The sequence below is a fragment of the Microbacterium sp. Kw_RZR3 genome (assembly GCF_029222405.1).
Taxonomy (GTDB): Bacteria; Actinomycetota; Actinomycetes; order Actinomycetales; family Microbacteriaceae; genus Microbacterium.
Map to the genome: position 1 here is coordinate 1 of NZ_JARHXC010000162.1, position 16,047 is coordinate 16,047.

The 16,047-nt window shown below is 71.1% G+C and carries 13 protein-coding genes; 6 read left to right on the plus strand and 7 right to left on the minus strand.

Annotated features, from left to right (window positions below):
* Window positions 1–10 precede the first annotated feature (10 nt).
* A complete protein-coding gene (locus P2P98_RS08440) occupies window positions 11–757 on the minus strand; it encodes a phosphoglyceromutase (RefSeq protein ID WP_275799077.1) in 747 nt (248 codons plus the stop codon).
* A gap of 66 nt (window positions 758–823) precedes the next feature.
* On the opposite strand from P2P98_RS08440, the gene P2P98_RS08445 reads away from it, so the two are divergent.
* Window positions 824–1,621: a class I SAM-dependent methyltransferase gene (locus tag P2P98_RS08445; RefSeq protein ID WP_275799080.1), complete on the plus strand. Its 798-nt coding sequence runs from the start codon at window positions 824–826 to the stop codon at window positions 1,619–1,621.
* 17 nt (window positions 1,622–1,638) lie between these two features.
* Here the strand turns inward: P2P98_RS08445 and P2P98_RS08450 are convergent, their stop codons facing one another.
* The 4 genes from P2P98_RS08450 to P2P98_RS08465 all read right to left on the minus strand — a co-directional run bounded on the left by P2P98_RS08450 (window position 1,639) and on the right by P2P98_RS08465 (window position 4,862).
* On the minus strand, window positions 1,639–2,751 hold the full coding sequence (locus P2P98_RS08450) for an FUSC family protein (protein ID WP_275799083.1): 1,113 nt from the start codon (window positions 2,749–2,751) through the stop codon (window positions 1,639–1,641).
* Complete coding sequence (locus P2P98_RS08455) at window positions 2,748–3,836, minus strand: glycine cleavage T C-terminal barrel domain-containing protein (protein WP_275799086.1); 1,089 nt, start codon at window positions 3,834–3,836, stop codon at window positions 2,748–2,750. The genes P2P98_RS08450 and P2P98_RS08455 overlap by 4 nt, the downstream gene beginning before the upstream one ends.
* Before the next feature lie 2 nt (window positions 3,837–3,838).
* A complete protein-coding gene (locus P2P98_RS08460) occupies window positions 3,839–4,438 on the minus strand; it encodes an FABP family protein (protein ID WP_275799088.1) in 600 nt (199 codons plus the stop codon).
* Between the two features lie 133 nt (window positions 4,439–4,571).
* Complete coding sequence (locus tag P2P98_RS08465; protein WP_058626108.1) at window positions 4,572–4,862, minus strand: hypothetical protein; 291 nt, start codon at window positions 4,860–4,862, stop codon at window positions 4,572–4,574.
* Window positions 4,863–4,980: 118 nt separating this feature from the next.
* On the opposite strand from P2P98_RS08465, the gene P2P98_RS08470 reads away from it, so the two are divergent.
* The 4 genes from P2P98_RS08470 (at window position 4,981) to P2P98_RS08485 (ending at window position 9,458) form a co-directional block, all read left to right on the plus strand.
* Window positions 4,981–5,673, plus strand: coding sequence for a response regulator transcription factor (locus tag P2P98_RS08470; RefSeq protein ID WP_058597422.1), 693 nt, complete (start codon window positions 4,981–4,983; stop codon window positions 5,671–5,673).
* A 97-nt stretch (window positions 5,674–5,770) separates the two neighbouring features.
* A complete protein-coding gene (locus P2P98_RS08475; protein ID WP_275799092.1) occupies window positions 5,771–7,939 on the plus strand; it encodes an RNA degradosome polyphosphate kinase in 2,169 nt (722 codons plus the stop codon).
* Complete coding sequence (locus tag P2P98_RS08480; protein ID WP_275799095.1) at window positions 7,936–8,874, plus strand: NUDIX hydrolase; 939 nt, start codon at window positions 7,936–7,938, stop codon at window positions 8,872–8,874. Before P2P98_RS08475 ends, P2P98_RS08480 begins: the two co-directional genes overlap by 4 nt.
* Window positions 8,871–9,458, plus strand: coding sequence for a hypothetical protein (locus tag P2P98_RS08485; protein WP_275799097.1), 588 nt, complete (start codon window positions 8,871–8,873; stop codon window positions 9,456–9,458). Before P2P98_RS08480 ends, P2P98_RS08485 begins: the two co-directional genes overlap by 4 nt.
* 74 nt (window positions 9,459–9,532) lie before the next feature.
* Here the strand turns inward: P2P98_RS08485 and P2P98_RS08490 are convergent, their stop codons facing one another.
* Together P2P98_RS08490 and P2P98_RS08495 are read right to left on the minus strand one after the other, a co-directional pair.
* Window positions 9,533–10,831, minus strand: coding sequence for a M1 family metallopeptidase (locus P2P98_RS08490; RefSeq protein ID WP_275799100.1), 1,299 nt, complete (start codon window positions 10,829–10,831; stop codon window positions 9,533–9,535).
* Complete coding sequence (locus P2P98_RS08495) at window positions 10,828–14,766, minus strand: Pls/PosA family non-ribosomal peptide synthetase (RefSeq protein ID WP_275799103.1); 3,939 nt, start codon at window positions 14,764–14,766, stop codon at window positions 10,828–10,830. The genes P2P98_RS08490 and P2P98_RS08495 overlap by 4 nt, the downstream gene beginning before the upstream one ends.
* A gap of 158 nt (window positions 14,767–14,924) precedes the next feature.
* Here P2P98_RS08495 and P2P98_RS08500 point away from each other — a divergent pair.
* A partial coding sequence (locus P2P98_RS08500) for a phosphate ABC transporter substrate-binding protein PstS (RefSeq protein ID WP_275799106.1) occupies window positions 14,925–16,047 on the plus strand: 1,123 nt, incomplete at its 3' end.

Below are 16,047 nucleotides of genomic sequence, written 5' to 3' on the forward strand. Positions count from 1 at the left end.
CGTCGCGGTGTCAGTGCTTGTTGCCCTGCGCGGCCACGGCTGCGGCGCCCGCGGCAGCGGCCTCGGGGTCGAGGTACTGGCCCGGGCCGAGCGGCTTCATGTCGTCGTCGAGCTGGTAGACCAGCGGGATGCCGGTGGGGATGTTGAGCTCGGCGATGTCGGCGTCGCTGATGCCCTCGAGGTGCTTGACGAGACCGCGCAGCGAGTTGCCGTGCGCGGTGACCAGCACCGTCTTGCCTGCCTGCAGGTCGGGGACGATGTCGCTGTGCCAGTACGGCAGCATGCGGTCGATGACGATGGCGAGCGACTCGGTGTCGGGCACCTCGCCGTCGATGCCCGCGTAGCGCGGGTCACCGACCTGGCTGTACTGGTCGTCGGCGGGCAGGGGCGGCGGCGGAACGTCGAACGAGCGACGCCAGAGCATGAACTGCTCGTTGCCGAACTCCTCGAGGGTCTGCGCCTTGTCCTTGCCCTGCAGCGCGCCGTAGTGACGCTCGTTGAGGCGCCACGAGCGCTTGACGGGGATCCACAGGCGATCGGCCGCGTCGAGGGCGATGTTCGCCGTCTGGATCGCGCGGCTGAGCACCGAGGTGTGCAGCACGTCGGGCAGGGTGCCGGACTCGGCGAGCAGCTCGCCGCCGCGCTTCGCCTCGGCCTTGCCCTGGTCGGTGAGTCGCACGTCGACCCAGCCGGTGAACTGGTTGGTCTTGTTCCACTCGCTCTGCCCGTGGCGGAGGAGGATCAGCGTGTGAGGCATGACTCCATGCTATCGACGCGCGGCCTGCTCCCAAGCGGAGCCTGCTCCCGAGCCGAGCCTGGCATCATGTCGGGAGTGACTTCCTCCCCCGTCGGCCGCCCGACCCGCGGCACGACCGGGACCAATCGCCTCCGCCGGATCGATCGGTGGATCGCTCGGCATCCCGTGCTCCGCCGCACCGAGGATCCGCTCGTGGTCGATCTGGGGTTCGGCGCGAGTTCGGTCACGCCCGTCGAGATGCTGTCGCGTCTCCGGAGCGAGCGCCCGGACGCGCGCGTCGTCGGTCTCGAGATCGACCCGGAGCGCGTCGAACGCGCGCGCGCCGAGGCGCAGGGCATCGACGGCGTCCGCTTCGCGCGCGGCGGCTTCGAGATCCCCCTGCCCCGGGGCGAGCGTCCCGCCGTCATCCGTGCGATGAACGTGCTGCGGCAGTACGACGAGGACGATGTCGCCGATGCGTGGGCCCTCATGTGCGGGCGACTCCAGCCCGACGGCATCCTCGTCGAGGGCACGTGCGACGAGATCGGTCGCGTCGCGACGTGGATCGAGATCGGGGCGGATGCCGAGCCCCGGAGCCTCACGATCTCGCTCCGCCTCGCCGGGCTGGACGTGCCCTCGATCGCCGCCGAACGCCTGCCCAAGGCTCTCATCCACCGCAACGTCCCCGGGGAACGCGTGCACGAGTTCGTGGCATCCGTCGATCGGGAGTGGACGCGGGCGGCCGCGGTCGCGCCCTTCGGGCCGGTGCATCGGTGGCGGACGGCGATGCACGCGCTGGCCGACGCCGGCTGGCCGCTCGTGCGACGCGAGCGCTGGCGGCTCGGTGAGGTCGGCGTGGCCTGGGGCGCGGTGGCCCCGCGCTGACGCGCACCGAGACGTCCTCAGATGCGCGGGAGCAGGGCCCGCGCCTCGGCCGAGGGCATCCCCGCGGCGACCAGGAGATCGACGGCCAGAGGACGCATCGCGGCCACGAGGTTGAGCTCGCCGACACCACCACCGGGTAGGAGCGCAGCCGGATCGAGGCGGCGGATCACCGCGACCACGGCGGACCGGGCGGCAGGCTCGAGCGAGATGTCGTCGAGGCTGTCGCGCACCAGCGCCGCCCCACGCGCCAGTTCCGCGAGCAGGTCGGCGGGGACGGGACGCGCTTGCCCGTCGGCGCACAGGTAGGCGGCGCGGCGAGCGACCACGCGAAGGTTCCGCGTGGCGAGGTCCAGGGCTTCGCGCACGCGCGCGTGGCGCTGCAACTCGGTGCGCTGCCGGCGGAGGAACGGGGAGATCCGGGCGACCTCCTGACCGGACTCGAGCGAGCCGCTCCACGCGTCGACATAGGTCTGCAGCGAGCGCGCGCGCTCGAGCCCGCGTTCGGCACGGGCTCTGTCACCCCGGCGAAGCGCGCGCACGATGGTGTTCATCGCCACATCGAGCGCGTCGAAGAGCTCGTCGGCGTCACGCAGCTCGGTGCGGCGCAGGGTGCGCGGGATGAGGGCCGTGACGATGAGGGCCGCCACTCCCCCGACGGCCCCGTCGACGAGTCGGAGGAACGGCACCCCCGAGACGAGGACGAGCGCGATGAGCGACTGCACGACCGCCGCGAGGGCGAAGCCGGGTTGCGGGGAGAGGAAGCGCGCGGCGATGAGCGTGACGGTCATCGCGACCGCGATCTGCCACCACCCTGCGCCCGCGATCAGAAGCACGAGTTCGGCGATCAGGATGCCGACGAGCATCCCGGCGACGGTCTCGGCCACGCGCCACGGGCGGGCGTCGCGCACGAGCCCCAGGCTCGACACCGTCACGGTGGCGGCGAGGAGGGGGACGGAGTGTCCGAGCACGAAATGCGCGAAGCAGTAGGCGGCCGTGGCCGCGACGACGATCTGCGCGATCGCCGGAAGCGACTCGCGCACCCGAGCGGTGCGACGGGCGAGGGCCGTGCGCCATCCGGGCCGCGCGACCGCCACCCCGACGGTGGTGGTCGACGCGTCGTCCGCGGTCATTCCGCGGCGCGACGACGACCGAGGCGCGGGAGCCGCGGGATCGAGGCCGTCGCACCCGCGTCGGCGGGCACGACCGTCTCTTGCGCGGCCGCCAAGGGACCGTCGGCGGTCTCGACGACGAGCGGGATCCCCTCCGGGGCCGTGCGCTTGATCAGCGCGAGGGCGATCGGTCCCTCTTCATGGTGGACGGCGACCGAGGTGATGGCCCCGATCACCGCGTCGCCCGCGCGGACCTCGTCACCCCGCTGCGGCAGCACGTTGTCACTGCCGTCGAGCTGAAGGGCGACCACGCGCCGAGGCGGGTGACCGAGGTTGTGCACCTTCGCCACGGTCTCTTGACCGCGGTAGCAGCCCTTCGACAGGTGGACCGCGGTGCGCAGCCAGTCCATCTCGTGCGGCAGCAGGCGCTCGTCGGCGTCGACAGCGACGCGCGGGCGCCACGCGGCGACGCGCAGCGCTTCGACGGCATCGAGGCCCGCGAGCGCGACCTCTCCCCGTACGGCGGCATCGATCACGCGGTCGAACTCGGCGGCATCCAGGATCGCTTCCGCCCAGTCACGATCGGAGCCGGGGTGCGGCTCGACGCGCGCATACGCCCAGCCCCCGGGCGACACCTCGGGCCAGGGGTCGACCCACACCGGAGCGACGGCGGAGAGCGACGACACCGCGTCGCGCGTGCCGCCCACGACGAACAGGTCGTCGGAGCGGTCCTTCACCTCGACCCGCAGGCGGAACCGCATACGCATGAGCCAGCCGGCGAGCGCCTCGACGTCGGCCCTGTCGACGATGAGCCACGCGGTCTCTCCGTCGTCGACGACGGAAGCGGCGTGCTCGACGCGTCCCTGCGGATCGAGGATGAGCATCTCGGTCGACACGCCCGGCGACAGGTGCGTCAGCGCCTGCGAAGAGAGCGAATCCAGCCAGCTACGGCGGTCCTCCCCACCGACCGAGATGACACCACGGTCGCCGAGCGGGGCGAGAGCGGACCCGGATGCCAGGCGTCGCTGCTCCGCGACCGGGGAGCCGACGTGGCGCAGGCCGCGATCGTCGACCACGGCGCCGGGGACGTCCGCGAGCGTCGCCATCGTCACTCCGCCCGCGCGAGACGCGCCGAGGCGTGCGAGCCCAGCTCGCGCCCGAAAGCCGCGATGTCCCATGCCCAGAGCAGGTGGTTGTCGACGAGCCCATACAGACGGGTCGCGGCGGTGTACGGCTTCGCGCCGGCCGTCCGTACGACGGCGTCGGTGGCGAGGTCGATGCGCGGGCCCTTGACCTGCCCGACGTACAGCTCGAGGACGCCGTCCGCGTGCACGAGGCTCACTTCGAGGTCGAACCCGCCGTCGTCGTTGCGGAGCTTCTCGACGTCGTCGGCCGTACGGACCACCGCGGGCTCGGTCGGCGGCAGCAGCGCCGGGCCGGCGTCAGCGCCGCCGGACGGGCGCGCGACGCGCCAGTAGCCGATCTCGGAGACGAGGGGCCGCCGCTCCTCCCCGTCGAGGAGCCACGCGTCCGCGGAGTAGTTCAAGAAGTCCCCGCCGTCGTGGCTGAAGCTCACGCGGTGCGCGAACTCGCCCGAGAACGAACGACCGTCCGCCTCATAGTCGATGACCCCGGTGCCTTCCCAGACGCCGAGGAGCCACGAGAGGGGGACGAGGTCGGCGGGAAGGTCCGTCGGAATCTCGATCACGAGATGCCGATCAGCGCTGGCCGCGGAAGAGGTTCCAGATGACCGTGCCGGAGACGAAGGCGATCGCCAGCGACGCCAGGCCCAGAAGTCCCACGAAGAACAGTTCGAGCGCGAGGAGGTTCATGCCTCAACTCTAGCGGGGAACAATGGCCGCCAGACCGAAGCCGGCCGTGATGAGTCCGAGAACGACGAGGGCACCCAGAACGCTCGCGGCCATGCGCTGGATGAACGCCTGCGACCGGCCGTACCAGAGCTGGATGGCGAAGGCGGCGACCACGCACACCCCGAGGGCCACGGTGACCCACTGCGCCCGCCACGGAGCCGGTACCAGGATGCCGATCGCCACACCCGCGATGACGGCCAGGACCCACACGGCGATCACGCCACCGTAGGTGCGGCGCGGTACGAGGTCGGGCGTCGACATGCCCCCATCATTGCTCAGTCCGGGGCGTGACGCACGCCCCGGACGGCGGCGTGCGGCGTGGTGGCGCGCCTCACCCTAAGATGGGCGGGTGTGCGGCAGCCCGCACTGGGAGGACCGCGTGGCTCAACTTCTCGTTCTCAGCTCCGCCCCCGGCGGTGGTGCCGTTCTGCCTGCGCTCGAACTTCTGAGCCACCGGGTGCGCCAGATCCCCGCCGAGCCGGCTCAGCTGGTGAATGCCCCGAGCGCCGACATCGTCTTCGTCGACGCGCGTTTCGACCTCGTCGGCGCGAAGTCGCTGTGCAAGATCCTCACGACGACGGGCATCGAAGCCCCGTTGATCCTCGTCATCACCGAGGGCGGTCTCACCGCGGTATCGACCGACTGGGGAGTCGACGACGTCGTGCTGGTGGGCGCGGGTCCGGCCGAGATCGACGCTCGCATCCGCCTGGCCATGGGGCGGCGCAGCGCCGATCAGGTGTCGACGCGCATCCAGACCTCCGGCATCACGATCGACGAGTCGTCCTACTCGGCCAAGGTCCACGGCAAGCCGCTCGACCTCACCTACAAGGAGTTCCAGCTCCTGCACTTCTTCGCCACGCATCCTTCGCGCGTCTTCACGCGCGAGCAGCTGCTCAGTGAGGTGTGGGGCTACGATTACTTCGGCGGTACCCGCACGGTCGACGTCCACGTGCGGCGTCTGCGCGCGAAGCTGGGCGACCTCGAACAGCTCATCGGCACGGTGCGCAACGTCGGCTACCGCTTCAACGTGTACGAAGACGACCAGCCGCCCGTGGCATCCGCTCCCGCGTGAGCACCCGCGCCTGAGTTTCCGCCTCTGAACACCCGCGCTTATGGCGCGCGTACCGCGTGTTCACTCCCGTGTCACCGACCCCTGCAATGATGTGGGGATGATGGAACACGACGCTCTCGACGCGGGCCTCGGCGACGCGGACGACGACGACTTCGACGAGGCGATCGAGGCCGCGGACGACCAGCTGCCCGATCACCGGTACCTCGATCGCGAGATCAGCTGGCTCGCCTTCAACCAGCGCGTGCTCGAACTCGCCGAAGACCCGACGGTCCCCGTCCTGGAACGCGCGAACTTCCTCGCGATCTTCGCGAGCAACCTCGACGAGTTCTTCATGGTGCGCGTCGCCGGCCTGAAGCGTCGCATCATCACCGGACTCGCTGTCCCGACCAACGTCGGTCGCGCTCCCCTCGACGTCCTCGCCGACATCTCGGCCGAAGCTCACCGTCTCCAGCTCCGCCACGCGGCGGCATGGACCGAGAAGGTCCGTCCCGCTCTCGCCGAGGCGGGTATCGAGGTCGTCACGTGGGATTCGCTCGACGAGCCCACCGCTGAGCGGTTGACGGAGTACTTCCAGCACAACGTCTTCCCCGTCCTCATGCCCCTCGCGGTCGACCCAGCGCACCCCTTCCCCTACATCTCGGGCCTGTCGCTGAACCTCGCGATCCGCATCCGCAACGCGCGGACCGGTCGCCAGGAGTTCGCGCGCCTGAAGGTGCCGCCGATGCTGCCGCGATTCGTCGAGGTCCCCGGCGAGGGCCCGGGCGTGCGGTACCTCCCCCTCGAGGAACTGATCTCGAACCACCTCGGCGACCTGTTCCCGGGCATGGAGGTGCTCGATCACCACGCGTTCCGGCTCACGCGCAACGAAGACATGACGATCGAGGAAGACGAGACCGAGAACCTCATCCAGGCCCTCGAGGCCGAGCTCCTCCGCCGTCGCTTCGGCCCGCCCATCCGCCTCGAGATCACCGAGGACATGGACGACGTCACGCGCTCTCTCCTTCTGAGCGAGCTCGACATCACCGAGCAGGAGGTCTACCGCCTCCCCGGCACGCTCGACCTGCGCGGGCTGTTCGACCTCTCGCGCATCGACCGTCCCGACCTCCACTACCCGCCGCACGTACCCAAGACCGCGTTGGCGTTCCAGCCGCCGGAACAGAACGGGCGCGCCGACCTGTTCGGGGCGATCCGCAAGGCGGACGTCCTCGTGCACCACCCCTACGAGTCGTTCGCGACGAGCGTGCAGGCCTTCCTCGAGCAGGCGGCGCGCGACCCGCACGTCCTCGCGATCAAGCAGACGCTCTACCGCACCTCGGGCGACAGCCCGATCGTGCAGGCCCTGATCGACGCCGCCGAAGCGGGCAAGCAGGTGCTCGCCCTCGTCGAGGTGAAGGCGCGCTTCGACGAGGCCAACAACATCGTCTGGGCGCGCAAGCTCGAGAAGGCCGGCGTGCACGTCGTGTACGGCCTCGTCGGACTCAAGACGCACTGCAAGCTGGCGCTCGTGATCCGCGAGGAAGAGGGGCGCCTGCGCCACTACAGCCACGTCGGGACGGGAAACTACAACCCCAAGACGAGCCGCATCTACGAGGACTTCGGTCTGTTCACGATCGACGATCAGGTCGGGCGCGACCTGACCCGCCTGTTCAACGAGCTGAGCGGGTACGCGATCGAGAAGAAGTTCAAGCGCCTCCTCGTCGCGCCGCTTCACCTGCGCAAGGGCCTGCTCCGCCACATCGACAAGGAGCGCCGCAACGCCCTCGAGGGCAAGCCCGCTCGCGTGCGGATCAAGGTCAACTCGATGGTCGACGAAGAGATCATCGATGCGCTCTACCGTGCGAGCCAAGCGGGGGTTCCCGTCGAGGTCTGGGTGCGCGGCATCTGCTCGATCAAGCCCGGGGTTCCGGGGATGAGCGAGAACATCACGGTGCGCTCGATCCTCGGCCGCTACCTCGAGCACTCGCGCATCTTCTCGTTCGCGAACGACGGCGACGAGCAGATCTACATCGGCAGCGCCGACATGATGCACCGCAACCTCGATCGCCGTGTCGAGGCGCTCGTGCGGGTCGTCGATCCGAGCCAGCTGCAGGAGCTGTCGACCCTGTTCGACCTCGCGATGGACGACGGCACCATGTCGTGGCACCTGAACGCCGAGGGCGAGTGGATCCGGCACGGCGTCGACGCGGAGGGCGCGCCTCTCATCGATCTGCAGGAGCACACGATGGCACGCGTGCAGCGCAAGCGGCGCGCGCGGGCGGCGCGGTGAGTGAAACCGCCGTCTACGCGGCGGGAGGCGTGGTCTGGCGCGAGGTCGAGGGCAAGCTGCGGGTCCTGCTGATCCACCGTACGAAGTATCGCGACGTCACGCTGCCCAAGGGAAAGGTCGACCCCGGCGAAACGCTCGCCGAGACCGCCGTGCGCGAGATCCGCGAAGAGACCGGCATCCGTGTCGCCCTCGGTGTGCCCGTCGGTGTCTCGCGGTATCGGATGCCGAGTTCGCGGACGAAGATCGTGCACTACTGGGCCGCCGAGGCGTCGGATGCCGCGGTGCGCACGTCGACCTTCGTGCCGAACAAAGAGGTCGCCGCGATCGAGTGGATGAGCCTGAAGAAGGCCCGGAAGAACCTGAGCTATCCGGTCGATCTCGAGATCCTCGACGAGTTCATCCGGCTCGTCGACGAGAAGGCTCTGCCCACCTTCCCGATCATCGCGCTCCGACACGGCAAGGCCCGCCCGCGCGAGGAGTGGGACGGCCCGGATGCCGAGCGCCCCCTCGCCCCGCGCGGACGGAAGCAGGCGAACGCGATCGTCGGCCCCCTGCTCGCGTTCGGGGTGCGCCGGATCGTGTCGAGTCCCGCCGAAAGATGTGTGCGCACCGTGACGCCGCTCTCGCAGGCGTTGGCGCTGAAGATCCAGCTGGCGGCCGACATCAGCCAGGACGCCTGGGAAGAGGGTCGCGCCGACGTGCGCAGGGTCGTCGGCGAACGGGTGCGGGCACGAAAGCCCGTCGTCCTGTCGAGCCACGGGCCGGTCCTGCCGGCCATCATGCACGAGCTGGCGCTCGCGACCGGCACGATGCGAGGCTCCTACCTCGGCAGTTCGTCGGCGCTCGAGACCGGCGGGTTCTCGGTGGTGCACATCCCCGTCCACCACCCCGGTGCGGGCATCGTCGCGATCGAAACGCACGAGCCACCGGTGTGACGCTGCCCCACGGTCTCCGCGTCGCGTGGGGAGAGGTCGCCGGAGGGGCGGAGCGGCGGTCGGTGTCGCGGGCCCTGGTGAGCGAACTCCTGCCCGGAGCGCGGCTCTCGTCGCGCTGCGCGCGGTGCGGTGGCGACCACGGGCGCCTGCGCGTCTCGGGCGTGGCGGCTGCGGCATCCGTTTCCTATGCCGGGGGCTGGGCCGTGGTCGCAACGCTCGAGGGCGAGGGGCGTGTGGGGCTCGACGCCGTGCCCGCCGACGCGTCCGGTCTGGACCGCGTGATGCCGGGCGCGGATGCGTGGGCGTGGGCGCGGCTCGAGGCGGTGGTGAAGGCCGACGGTCGGGGGCTCGAGATCGATCCGGCGCGCGTGCGGATCGACGCGCGCGACGACGGGACCTGGATCGGCGCGATCGACGACGGCCCGGCGTTCGACGGGTATGACGTCGAGGGGCCCGAGGGGGTCGTGGTCGCCGTCGCGGTGCTGCCCGCGACACCGCGACAGACGTGCGGTGCGCGTGACGAGCGGAGGACGAGGGGCGAGCGGAGGACCGAGACCGCGATCAGATCCTCCCCTCGTCCCTGACCCTCCGCTCATCACGCGTTCCCGCCACGCAAAGCACCGCGCAAAGCGCCAGCGCAGCGGCCCAGCGCAATGACTCAGCGCAGCGTCGGCAGCTCGCGACGGTCGATCCAGCGCGAGAGCAGGGCAGCGGCATCCGCTCCCCCGGCCCGCTCCACCGCGGCGCGGAAGTCGTCGGTCGTGACGAGACCGTGGCGGTGGTCGGCGGTCCAGCCGCGCAGCAGCGCGAAGAAGGCGTCGTCGCCGAGCGCGCGACGCACCGCGTGCAGCGCGAGAGCGCCGCGCTTGTAGACGCGATCGTCGAACATGTCGTCGGGCCCGGGATCGACGAGCAGCAGATCCTGCGGCTTCGCGGCGAGCCGGGTGTGGTTCTCGACGACGGAAGCCCGGATCGAGGGGCCACCTGAGGCGTCCCACCACAGCCACTCCGCGTAGCAGGCGAAACCCTCGTTCAGCCAGATGTCGCTCCACCGGGCGATGCCGACGCTGTTGCCGAACCACTGGTGCGCGAGTTCGTGGGCGACGAGCCGCTGTGCCGCCGGGACGAGGTGGTTCATGCCGAACACCGCCAGTCCCTGCGCTTCGAGAGGGATCTCGAGCTCGTCCGCGGTGACGACGAGCGTGCACGCCTCCTGCGGGTACGGACCGAACAGCCTGTCGAACACGCGCAGCATGTCGGGGACGCGGGCGAAGGCGCGGTCGGCGGCCGCGGTCAGCGCGGGCGGGGCGGTCACGCTGACGACGGGCACCACGTCGACGCCGCTTCCCGCCAGGACCTGGGTGCGGTAGCGCCCGACGTGCACCGCCGCGAGGTAGGTCGCGGTCGGGACAGCGGACGTGAAGGTCGTCGTGGTGCGGCCGCCGCGCCGTGTCGTCGCCCCCGCGACGCCGGTGGCCGCGACCGTGTATCCGTCGTCGACCGTGACCTCCAGCCGCATGCGCGCGCGGTTGTCGGGCCGGTCGTTGCAGGGGAACCACGTGGGTGCGCCCGTCGGCTGTCCCGCGACGAGAGCGCCGTCGGTCAGCTCCTCCCACCCGACGGTCCCCCAGCGCGAGCGCCGCGGGGCCGGCGAACCGGCGTAGACCACCTCGACGCGGAACGGCGCACCGCTGGCGAGGGCGCGCGGCGGGGTGACCCGCAGCGCGCGAGGACCGCTCGTGTGACGCGCGGCCACGCCGTCGACCTTCACGCGCGTCGCGCGGAGTCCGACGAGGTCGAGGGCGAACGAGGCGATCGGCTGCCGGGCGACGGCGGTGATCGTGGCTACCCCCTCGAGCCGGTTGGTGCGCACGCGGTAGCTGAGGGTGAGGTCGTACTCCTCGACGTCGTACGACGCATCCCCGCTCTGCGGGGCGTAGGGGTCGCCGCCGCTCACGACGTCGACTGGTAGGCGCGCACCTTGACCGCGCGCCAGGGTCCGATGGGGTTTCCACTCCAGCGCGAGCCGACCGGGACGGTCTCTCCGCGCATGACCAGAGAAGCCGGGCCCACGGTGGCGTGGGCGCCGAGCGTGGATGCCGGCAGCACCACGCTGTGCGGGCCCAGGGTCGCCCCGGGTTCCAGCTCGACGGTGTCCATACTCATGATTCGATCATGGAACAGGTGCGTCTGCACGACGCACCCGCGGTTCACCGTCGATGCGTCGCCGAGAGTCACGAGGTCGGGCTCGGGCAGCCAGTAGCTCTCGCACCACACGCCCGTGCCGATCCGCGCGCCGAGGCTGCGCAGCCAGACCGCGAGCGCCGGCGTGCCGGACGCGGCGCGAGCGAACCACGGCGCCGCGACCATCTCGGTGAAGGTGTCAGACACCTCGGTCCGCCACACGAAACTCGACCACAGGGGCTGCTCTCCCGCACGGATGACCCCGACGATCGCCCACTTCGCCGCGGTCGACACGGCCGCCGCGACCGCGCCCGCCGCCAGCAGGACGACGCCCGAGAGCAGGAGCGTCCACACCGGCCCGACCGCATCCCAGAGGCCGGCGAGGGTGAACAGCACGCCGAGCCCGATCCCGCAGGTGACGACCACCGGAACGAAGCGGCACAGCTCCCACAGGGTGCGCGCGAGACGCAGACCCGGGGTGGGCTGGTACGTGCGCGATTCGTCACCCTCGGCCGACAGGCGCCGCAGGCGCACCGCCGGGGATCCGAGCCACGACGAGCCGGGCTTCGCCTTCAGCGGCGCCGCCGACAGGACGGCGACGAGACCGTCGCGGGGCACACGGTGTCCGGGAGCCGCCATCCCCGAGTTGCCGAGGAACGCGCGCTTGCCGATGCGGACGGGTCCGAGGCGGAGCCACCCCGCGCGCAGCTCGTAGGACGCCACCATCGTGTCGTCGGCCAAGAACGCTCCGTCCTCGATGCGCGCCATCGACGGGATCAACAGAACAGTGGATGCCTCGACGTCGCGCCCGACCCGCGCACCGAGCAGACGCAGCCACACGGGGGTGAAAAGCGACGAGTAGAGGGGGAACAGGATCGTGCGCGCGGCATCCAGAAGTCTTTCGATGCTCCACGCCTGCCACGCGACCCGGCTGCGAACGGGGAACGTACCCTCGACGAGACCGATCGAGAGCAGCCGCACGAGAAGGACAACGGATGCCGCGAACACGACGCCCGTGACCGCGACCGCCGGCACGAGCCAGGCGAAGGCCCGCGCGGTCGCCTCACCGAGGCTGTCGGCCCCGTGGATGCCCTGCGCGATCACGAGACCGCCGACGGTGAACGCCGCGAGCGGGAGCAGCGCGAGCACGACGGCCGACGCCGCGTACGCCCACAGCCAGCGCGTCGGAGCCGGCGGGCGCTCTCCCGGCCAGCCCTTCGCCGTTCCGCCGACGCGGACGGCGGGCGAGCCGGCCCAGGACTGATCCGCCTTGACCCGGCCGAAGACCGCAGAGCCGGGGGCGATCTCGGCGCGACGACCGATGCGCGTTCCCGGCGCCAGGGTCGAGCGCGCTCCCACGGTGGCATCCGCTCCGATGCGGACCTCCCCGATGCGCACGAGGTCACCGTCGATCCAGTAGCCCGTGAGGTCGACCTCGGGCTCGATCGAGGCTCCGTCGCCGACGACGAGCATCCCCGTCACGGGCGGAAGTGCGTGCAGGTCGACGTTGCGGCCGATGCGCGCGCCCAACGCGCGGGCGTAGTACGACACCCAGGGCGCACCGGCGAGGCCCACGGCATCCACCTGGTCGGCGATCTGCTCGGCGAGCCACAGGCGGATGTGCACCCAGCCTCCGCGCGGGTAGTCGCCCGCGCGCACCCCCGCGAGCAGGAGACGTGCGGATGCCACGGCGATCGCCATGCGCCCGAACGGCGTCGCGAACACGAGCAGACCGATGAGCAAGACGGGCCAGGGCACGGTCGGAAGCACCTCGAACCCCGGCAGGAGGTGCAGGATCGCCGAGGCGGTCAGCAGGTACAGCAACCAGCGCACGCCGGCGAGGATGAACAGCGGTGCGCCGAGGAGGGTCTGCGCCCACTGCGTCGTCCGGGGTGTCGGCGCCGCCCGATGGAACTCGGCGGGCGTGTCGTCCACGAGCTGCGGGCCCAGGGCCTTCGCCATAGCACCGAGGCGCGGGACGTCGTAGATGTCCGCGACGGAGAACTCCGGTACCCGGGCGCGGATCCGCGAGACCAACTGCGCGGCGGCGAGAGAACCTCCACCGAGGTCGAAGAAGTCGGCCTTGCGCTCGGTCACCGGAAGTCCGAGGACAGCCTGCCACTGCTCGGCCAGCCAGAGTTCGTCGGCGGAGAAGTCCGTCGCGGCGGGCGCGTCGACCCCGGGAAGGGGCCACGGCAGGGCCGCGCGGTCGACCTTGCCCGAGGTGCGCACGGGGAGCTCGTCGACGACGCCGAGCAGCGGGATCGTCGAGGCGGGGAGACGCTCGGCGAGCGCGGCACGGGCCGCCCCGCGATCGAGGTCGACCCCGGCATCCATCACCAGATACCCCACGAGCACCGGGACCCCGGCATCGGTCGTCCGCACCGCGACCGTGGCGGCGCTGACTCCGGCGAGGTCCTGCAGCGCCGACTCGACCTCGCCGAGCTCGATGCGACGCCCGCCGACCTTGACCTGATCGTCGGCCCTGCCCTGGAAGACGAGTCCCTCGGAATCGAAGCGCACGAGGTCGCCGGAACGGTACGCCCGCTCCCAACCGAGCGTGGGCATGGGGGCGTACTTCTCGGCATCCTTCTCGGGGTCGAGGTACCGCGCGAGGCCGACGCCGCCGATGATGAGCTCGCCGACCTGGCCCTCCGCGACGGGGAGGCCCTCGGCATCCACGACCGCCAGGGCCCAGCCGTCGAGGGGCAGGCCGATACGCACGGGAAGGGTGCCGTCGAGCGGTGCGGCACACGCGACGACCGTCGCCTCGGTGGGTCCATAGGTGTTCCACACCTCGCGCCCCTCGGCGACCAGTCGTGCCGCCAGCTCGGGCGGGCACGCCTCACCGCCGAAGATCAGCAGGCGCACGTTCTCGATCGAGTCGGCCGGCCACATCGCCGCGAGGGTGGGCACCGTCGAGACCACGGTGATGCCCTGGCGCAGCAGCCAGGGCGCGAGGTCTTCGCCCGAGCGCACGAGCGAGCGCGGGGCCGGGACGAGGCACGCGCCGTGGCCCCACGCGAGCCACATCTCCTCGCACGAGGCGTCGAAGGCGACGGACAGCCCCGCGAGCACGCGGTCGCCGGGGCCGAGCGGATCCTGCTGGAGGAAAAGACGCGCCTCGGCCTCGACGAAGGCCGCCGCCGAGCGGTGCGACACCGCCACGCCCTTCGGAACGCCGGTCGATCCCGAGGTGAAGATGATCCACGCATCGTCGTCCACCGTGGGCGGGGCCACGATCGGGACGGCGTTCGTGCTCGGGTGCGGAGCGTCCCCCTCGTACAGGCGCACCAGATCGTCATCGTCGGCAAGGAACTCTCCGTCGCCGGCGATGATGCCCTTCACGCCCGCCTCGCCGAACACCAGACGAGCGCGTTCGTCGGGATCGTCGGCATCCACCGGCACGTAAGCCGCCCCGGCGGCCATCACGGCGAGGATCGACACGTACAGCTCTTTCGACCCCGACGGCATGCGCACGCCGACGCGGTCGCCGCGACGCACCCCGGCGGCGTGGAGGGCACCGGCGGTCTTCCAGACGCGTGCGAGCAGTTCGCGATAGCTGAGGGCGCCCGAACCGTCGTCGATCGCCGAGGCCTCGGGATGCCGCGACGCGACGTCGGCGAGAAGGTCGATGAGCGTGCGTGCGTGCGGGGCGGCGCTCGTTCGATCGAGCGGCGCCTGCGCGGCGGAGGCGGGTGTCGTCACGGGGGTGAAGCGTATACCGCCGAAGAAAACGTCCCGGTCAGGCCGGAGCGGTTCACCCTCCGTTCACCCGGACAACGCACTCTCGTAAGAGTCGGTGTTTACCGTGCGGGAGAACCCTGCACCGGGTTCGTGTCCCCGACATACGAAGGATTCACACAGTGAAGCTCTCCCGATTCGTTCAGCTGGGCGCCGTGGCGGCCGTCGCCTCGCTCGCTCTCGCCGGCTGCTCCTCCCCCTCCGGCTCCGGCGACGCCGCGGGCACCTCGGCATCGCCGACCTCGTCCGACGTCACGGCCACGCTCGACCCGAACCTCACGGGCACGATCACCGCGGGTGGCTCGAGCGCCCAGTCCAACGCGCAGGCCGCCTGGACCGCCGCGTACAACGCGCAGGTCAAGGGCGTGACGGTCAACTACGACAAGTCGCAGGGCTCTGGCGGTGGTGTCACCAACTTCCTGAGCGGCGCGTACGACTTCGCCGGCTCGGACTCGCCCCTCAACGCCGACCAGACCGCGCAGTCGAAGGCTCTCTGCACCGAGGGTGGCGTGAACATCCCGATCTACCTCGACGGTGTCGCGATCATCTTCAACGTCCCCGGCGTGACCGACCTCAAGCTCTCGGGTGAGACCGTCGCGAAGATCTTCGCGCTGCAGATCACCGACTGGTCCGACCCGGCCATCACCAAGGACAACGGCACGGCTCTCCCCGCCGGCCCCATCACGACCGTCGCGCGTTCGGACGGCTCAGGCACCACGCAGAACTTCACGAACTACCTCGCCGCGACGCAGTCGTCGGTCTGGACCTCGCCCGCGGGCAAGGACTGGCCGATCGAGGGCAACGTGTCGAAGCAGAAGGGCGGCTCCGGCGTCGTCGAGGCGGTCAAGGCCGGCTCGGGCACCATCGGCTACGCCGACCACTCCGCCATCGGCGACCTGAACGCGGCCGCGATCATCCAGGACGGCACCGCGATCCCCTACAGCGCCGAGGCCGTCACCGCGACGTTCGAGGCCGCGGCCGTCGACGCCAGCAACGGCGTCCCGGGTGACCTGTCGAAGAAGTTCGACTACTCGAAGCTGACCGCCGAGACCTACCCGATCCCGCTCGTGTCGTACGCCGTCACCTGCACCACCTTCAAGGACACCAAGCAGTCCGAGCTCGTGAAGTCGTACCTCGGCTTCGTCACGAGCACCACGGGCCAGGCCGTCGCCGCGAAGAACGCCGGCTCCGCCCCGCTGCCGGACTCGGTCCTCTCGGCTGCTGCGGAGACGCTCGCGGCCATCA

What these genes read in the sequence shown, in the direction of transcription:
- P2P98_RS08465 (WP_058626108.1), bottom strand. Translation starts at nt 4,862, where the DNA reads ATGTCGACGCCCGACCTCGTACCGCGCCGCACCTACGGTGGCGTGATC.
- P2P98_RS08440 (WP_275799077.1), bottom strand. Translation starts at nt 757, where the DNA reads ATGCCTCACACGCTGATCCTCCTCCGCCACGGGCAGAGCGAGTGGAAC.
- P2P98_RS08445 (WP_275799080.1), top strand. Translation starts at nt 824, where the DNA reads ATGTCGGGAGTGACTTCCTCCCCCGTCGGCCGCCCGACCCGCGGCACG.
- P2P98_RS08450 (WP_275799083.1), bottom strand. Translation starts at nt 2,751, where the DNA reads ATGACCGCGGACGACGCGTCGACCACCACCGTCGGGGTGGCGGTCGCG.
- P2P98_RS08475 (WP_275799092.1), top strand. Translation starts at nt 5,771, where the DNA reads ATGATGGAACACGACGCTCTCGACGCGGGCCTCGGCGACGCGGACGAC.
- P2P98_RS08455 (WP_275799086.1), bottom strand. Translation starts at nt 3,836, where the DNA reads ATGGCGACGCTCGCGGACGTCCCCGGCGCCGTGGTCGACGATCGCGGC.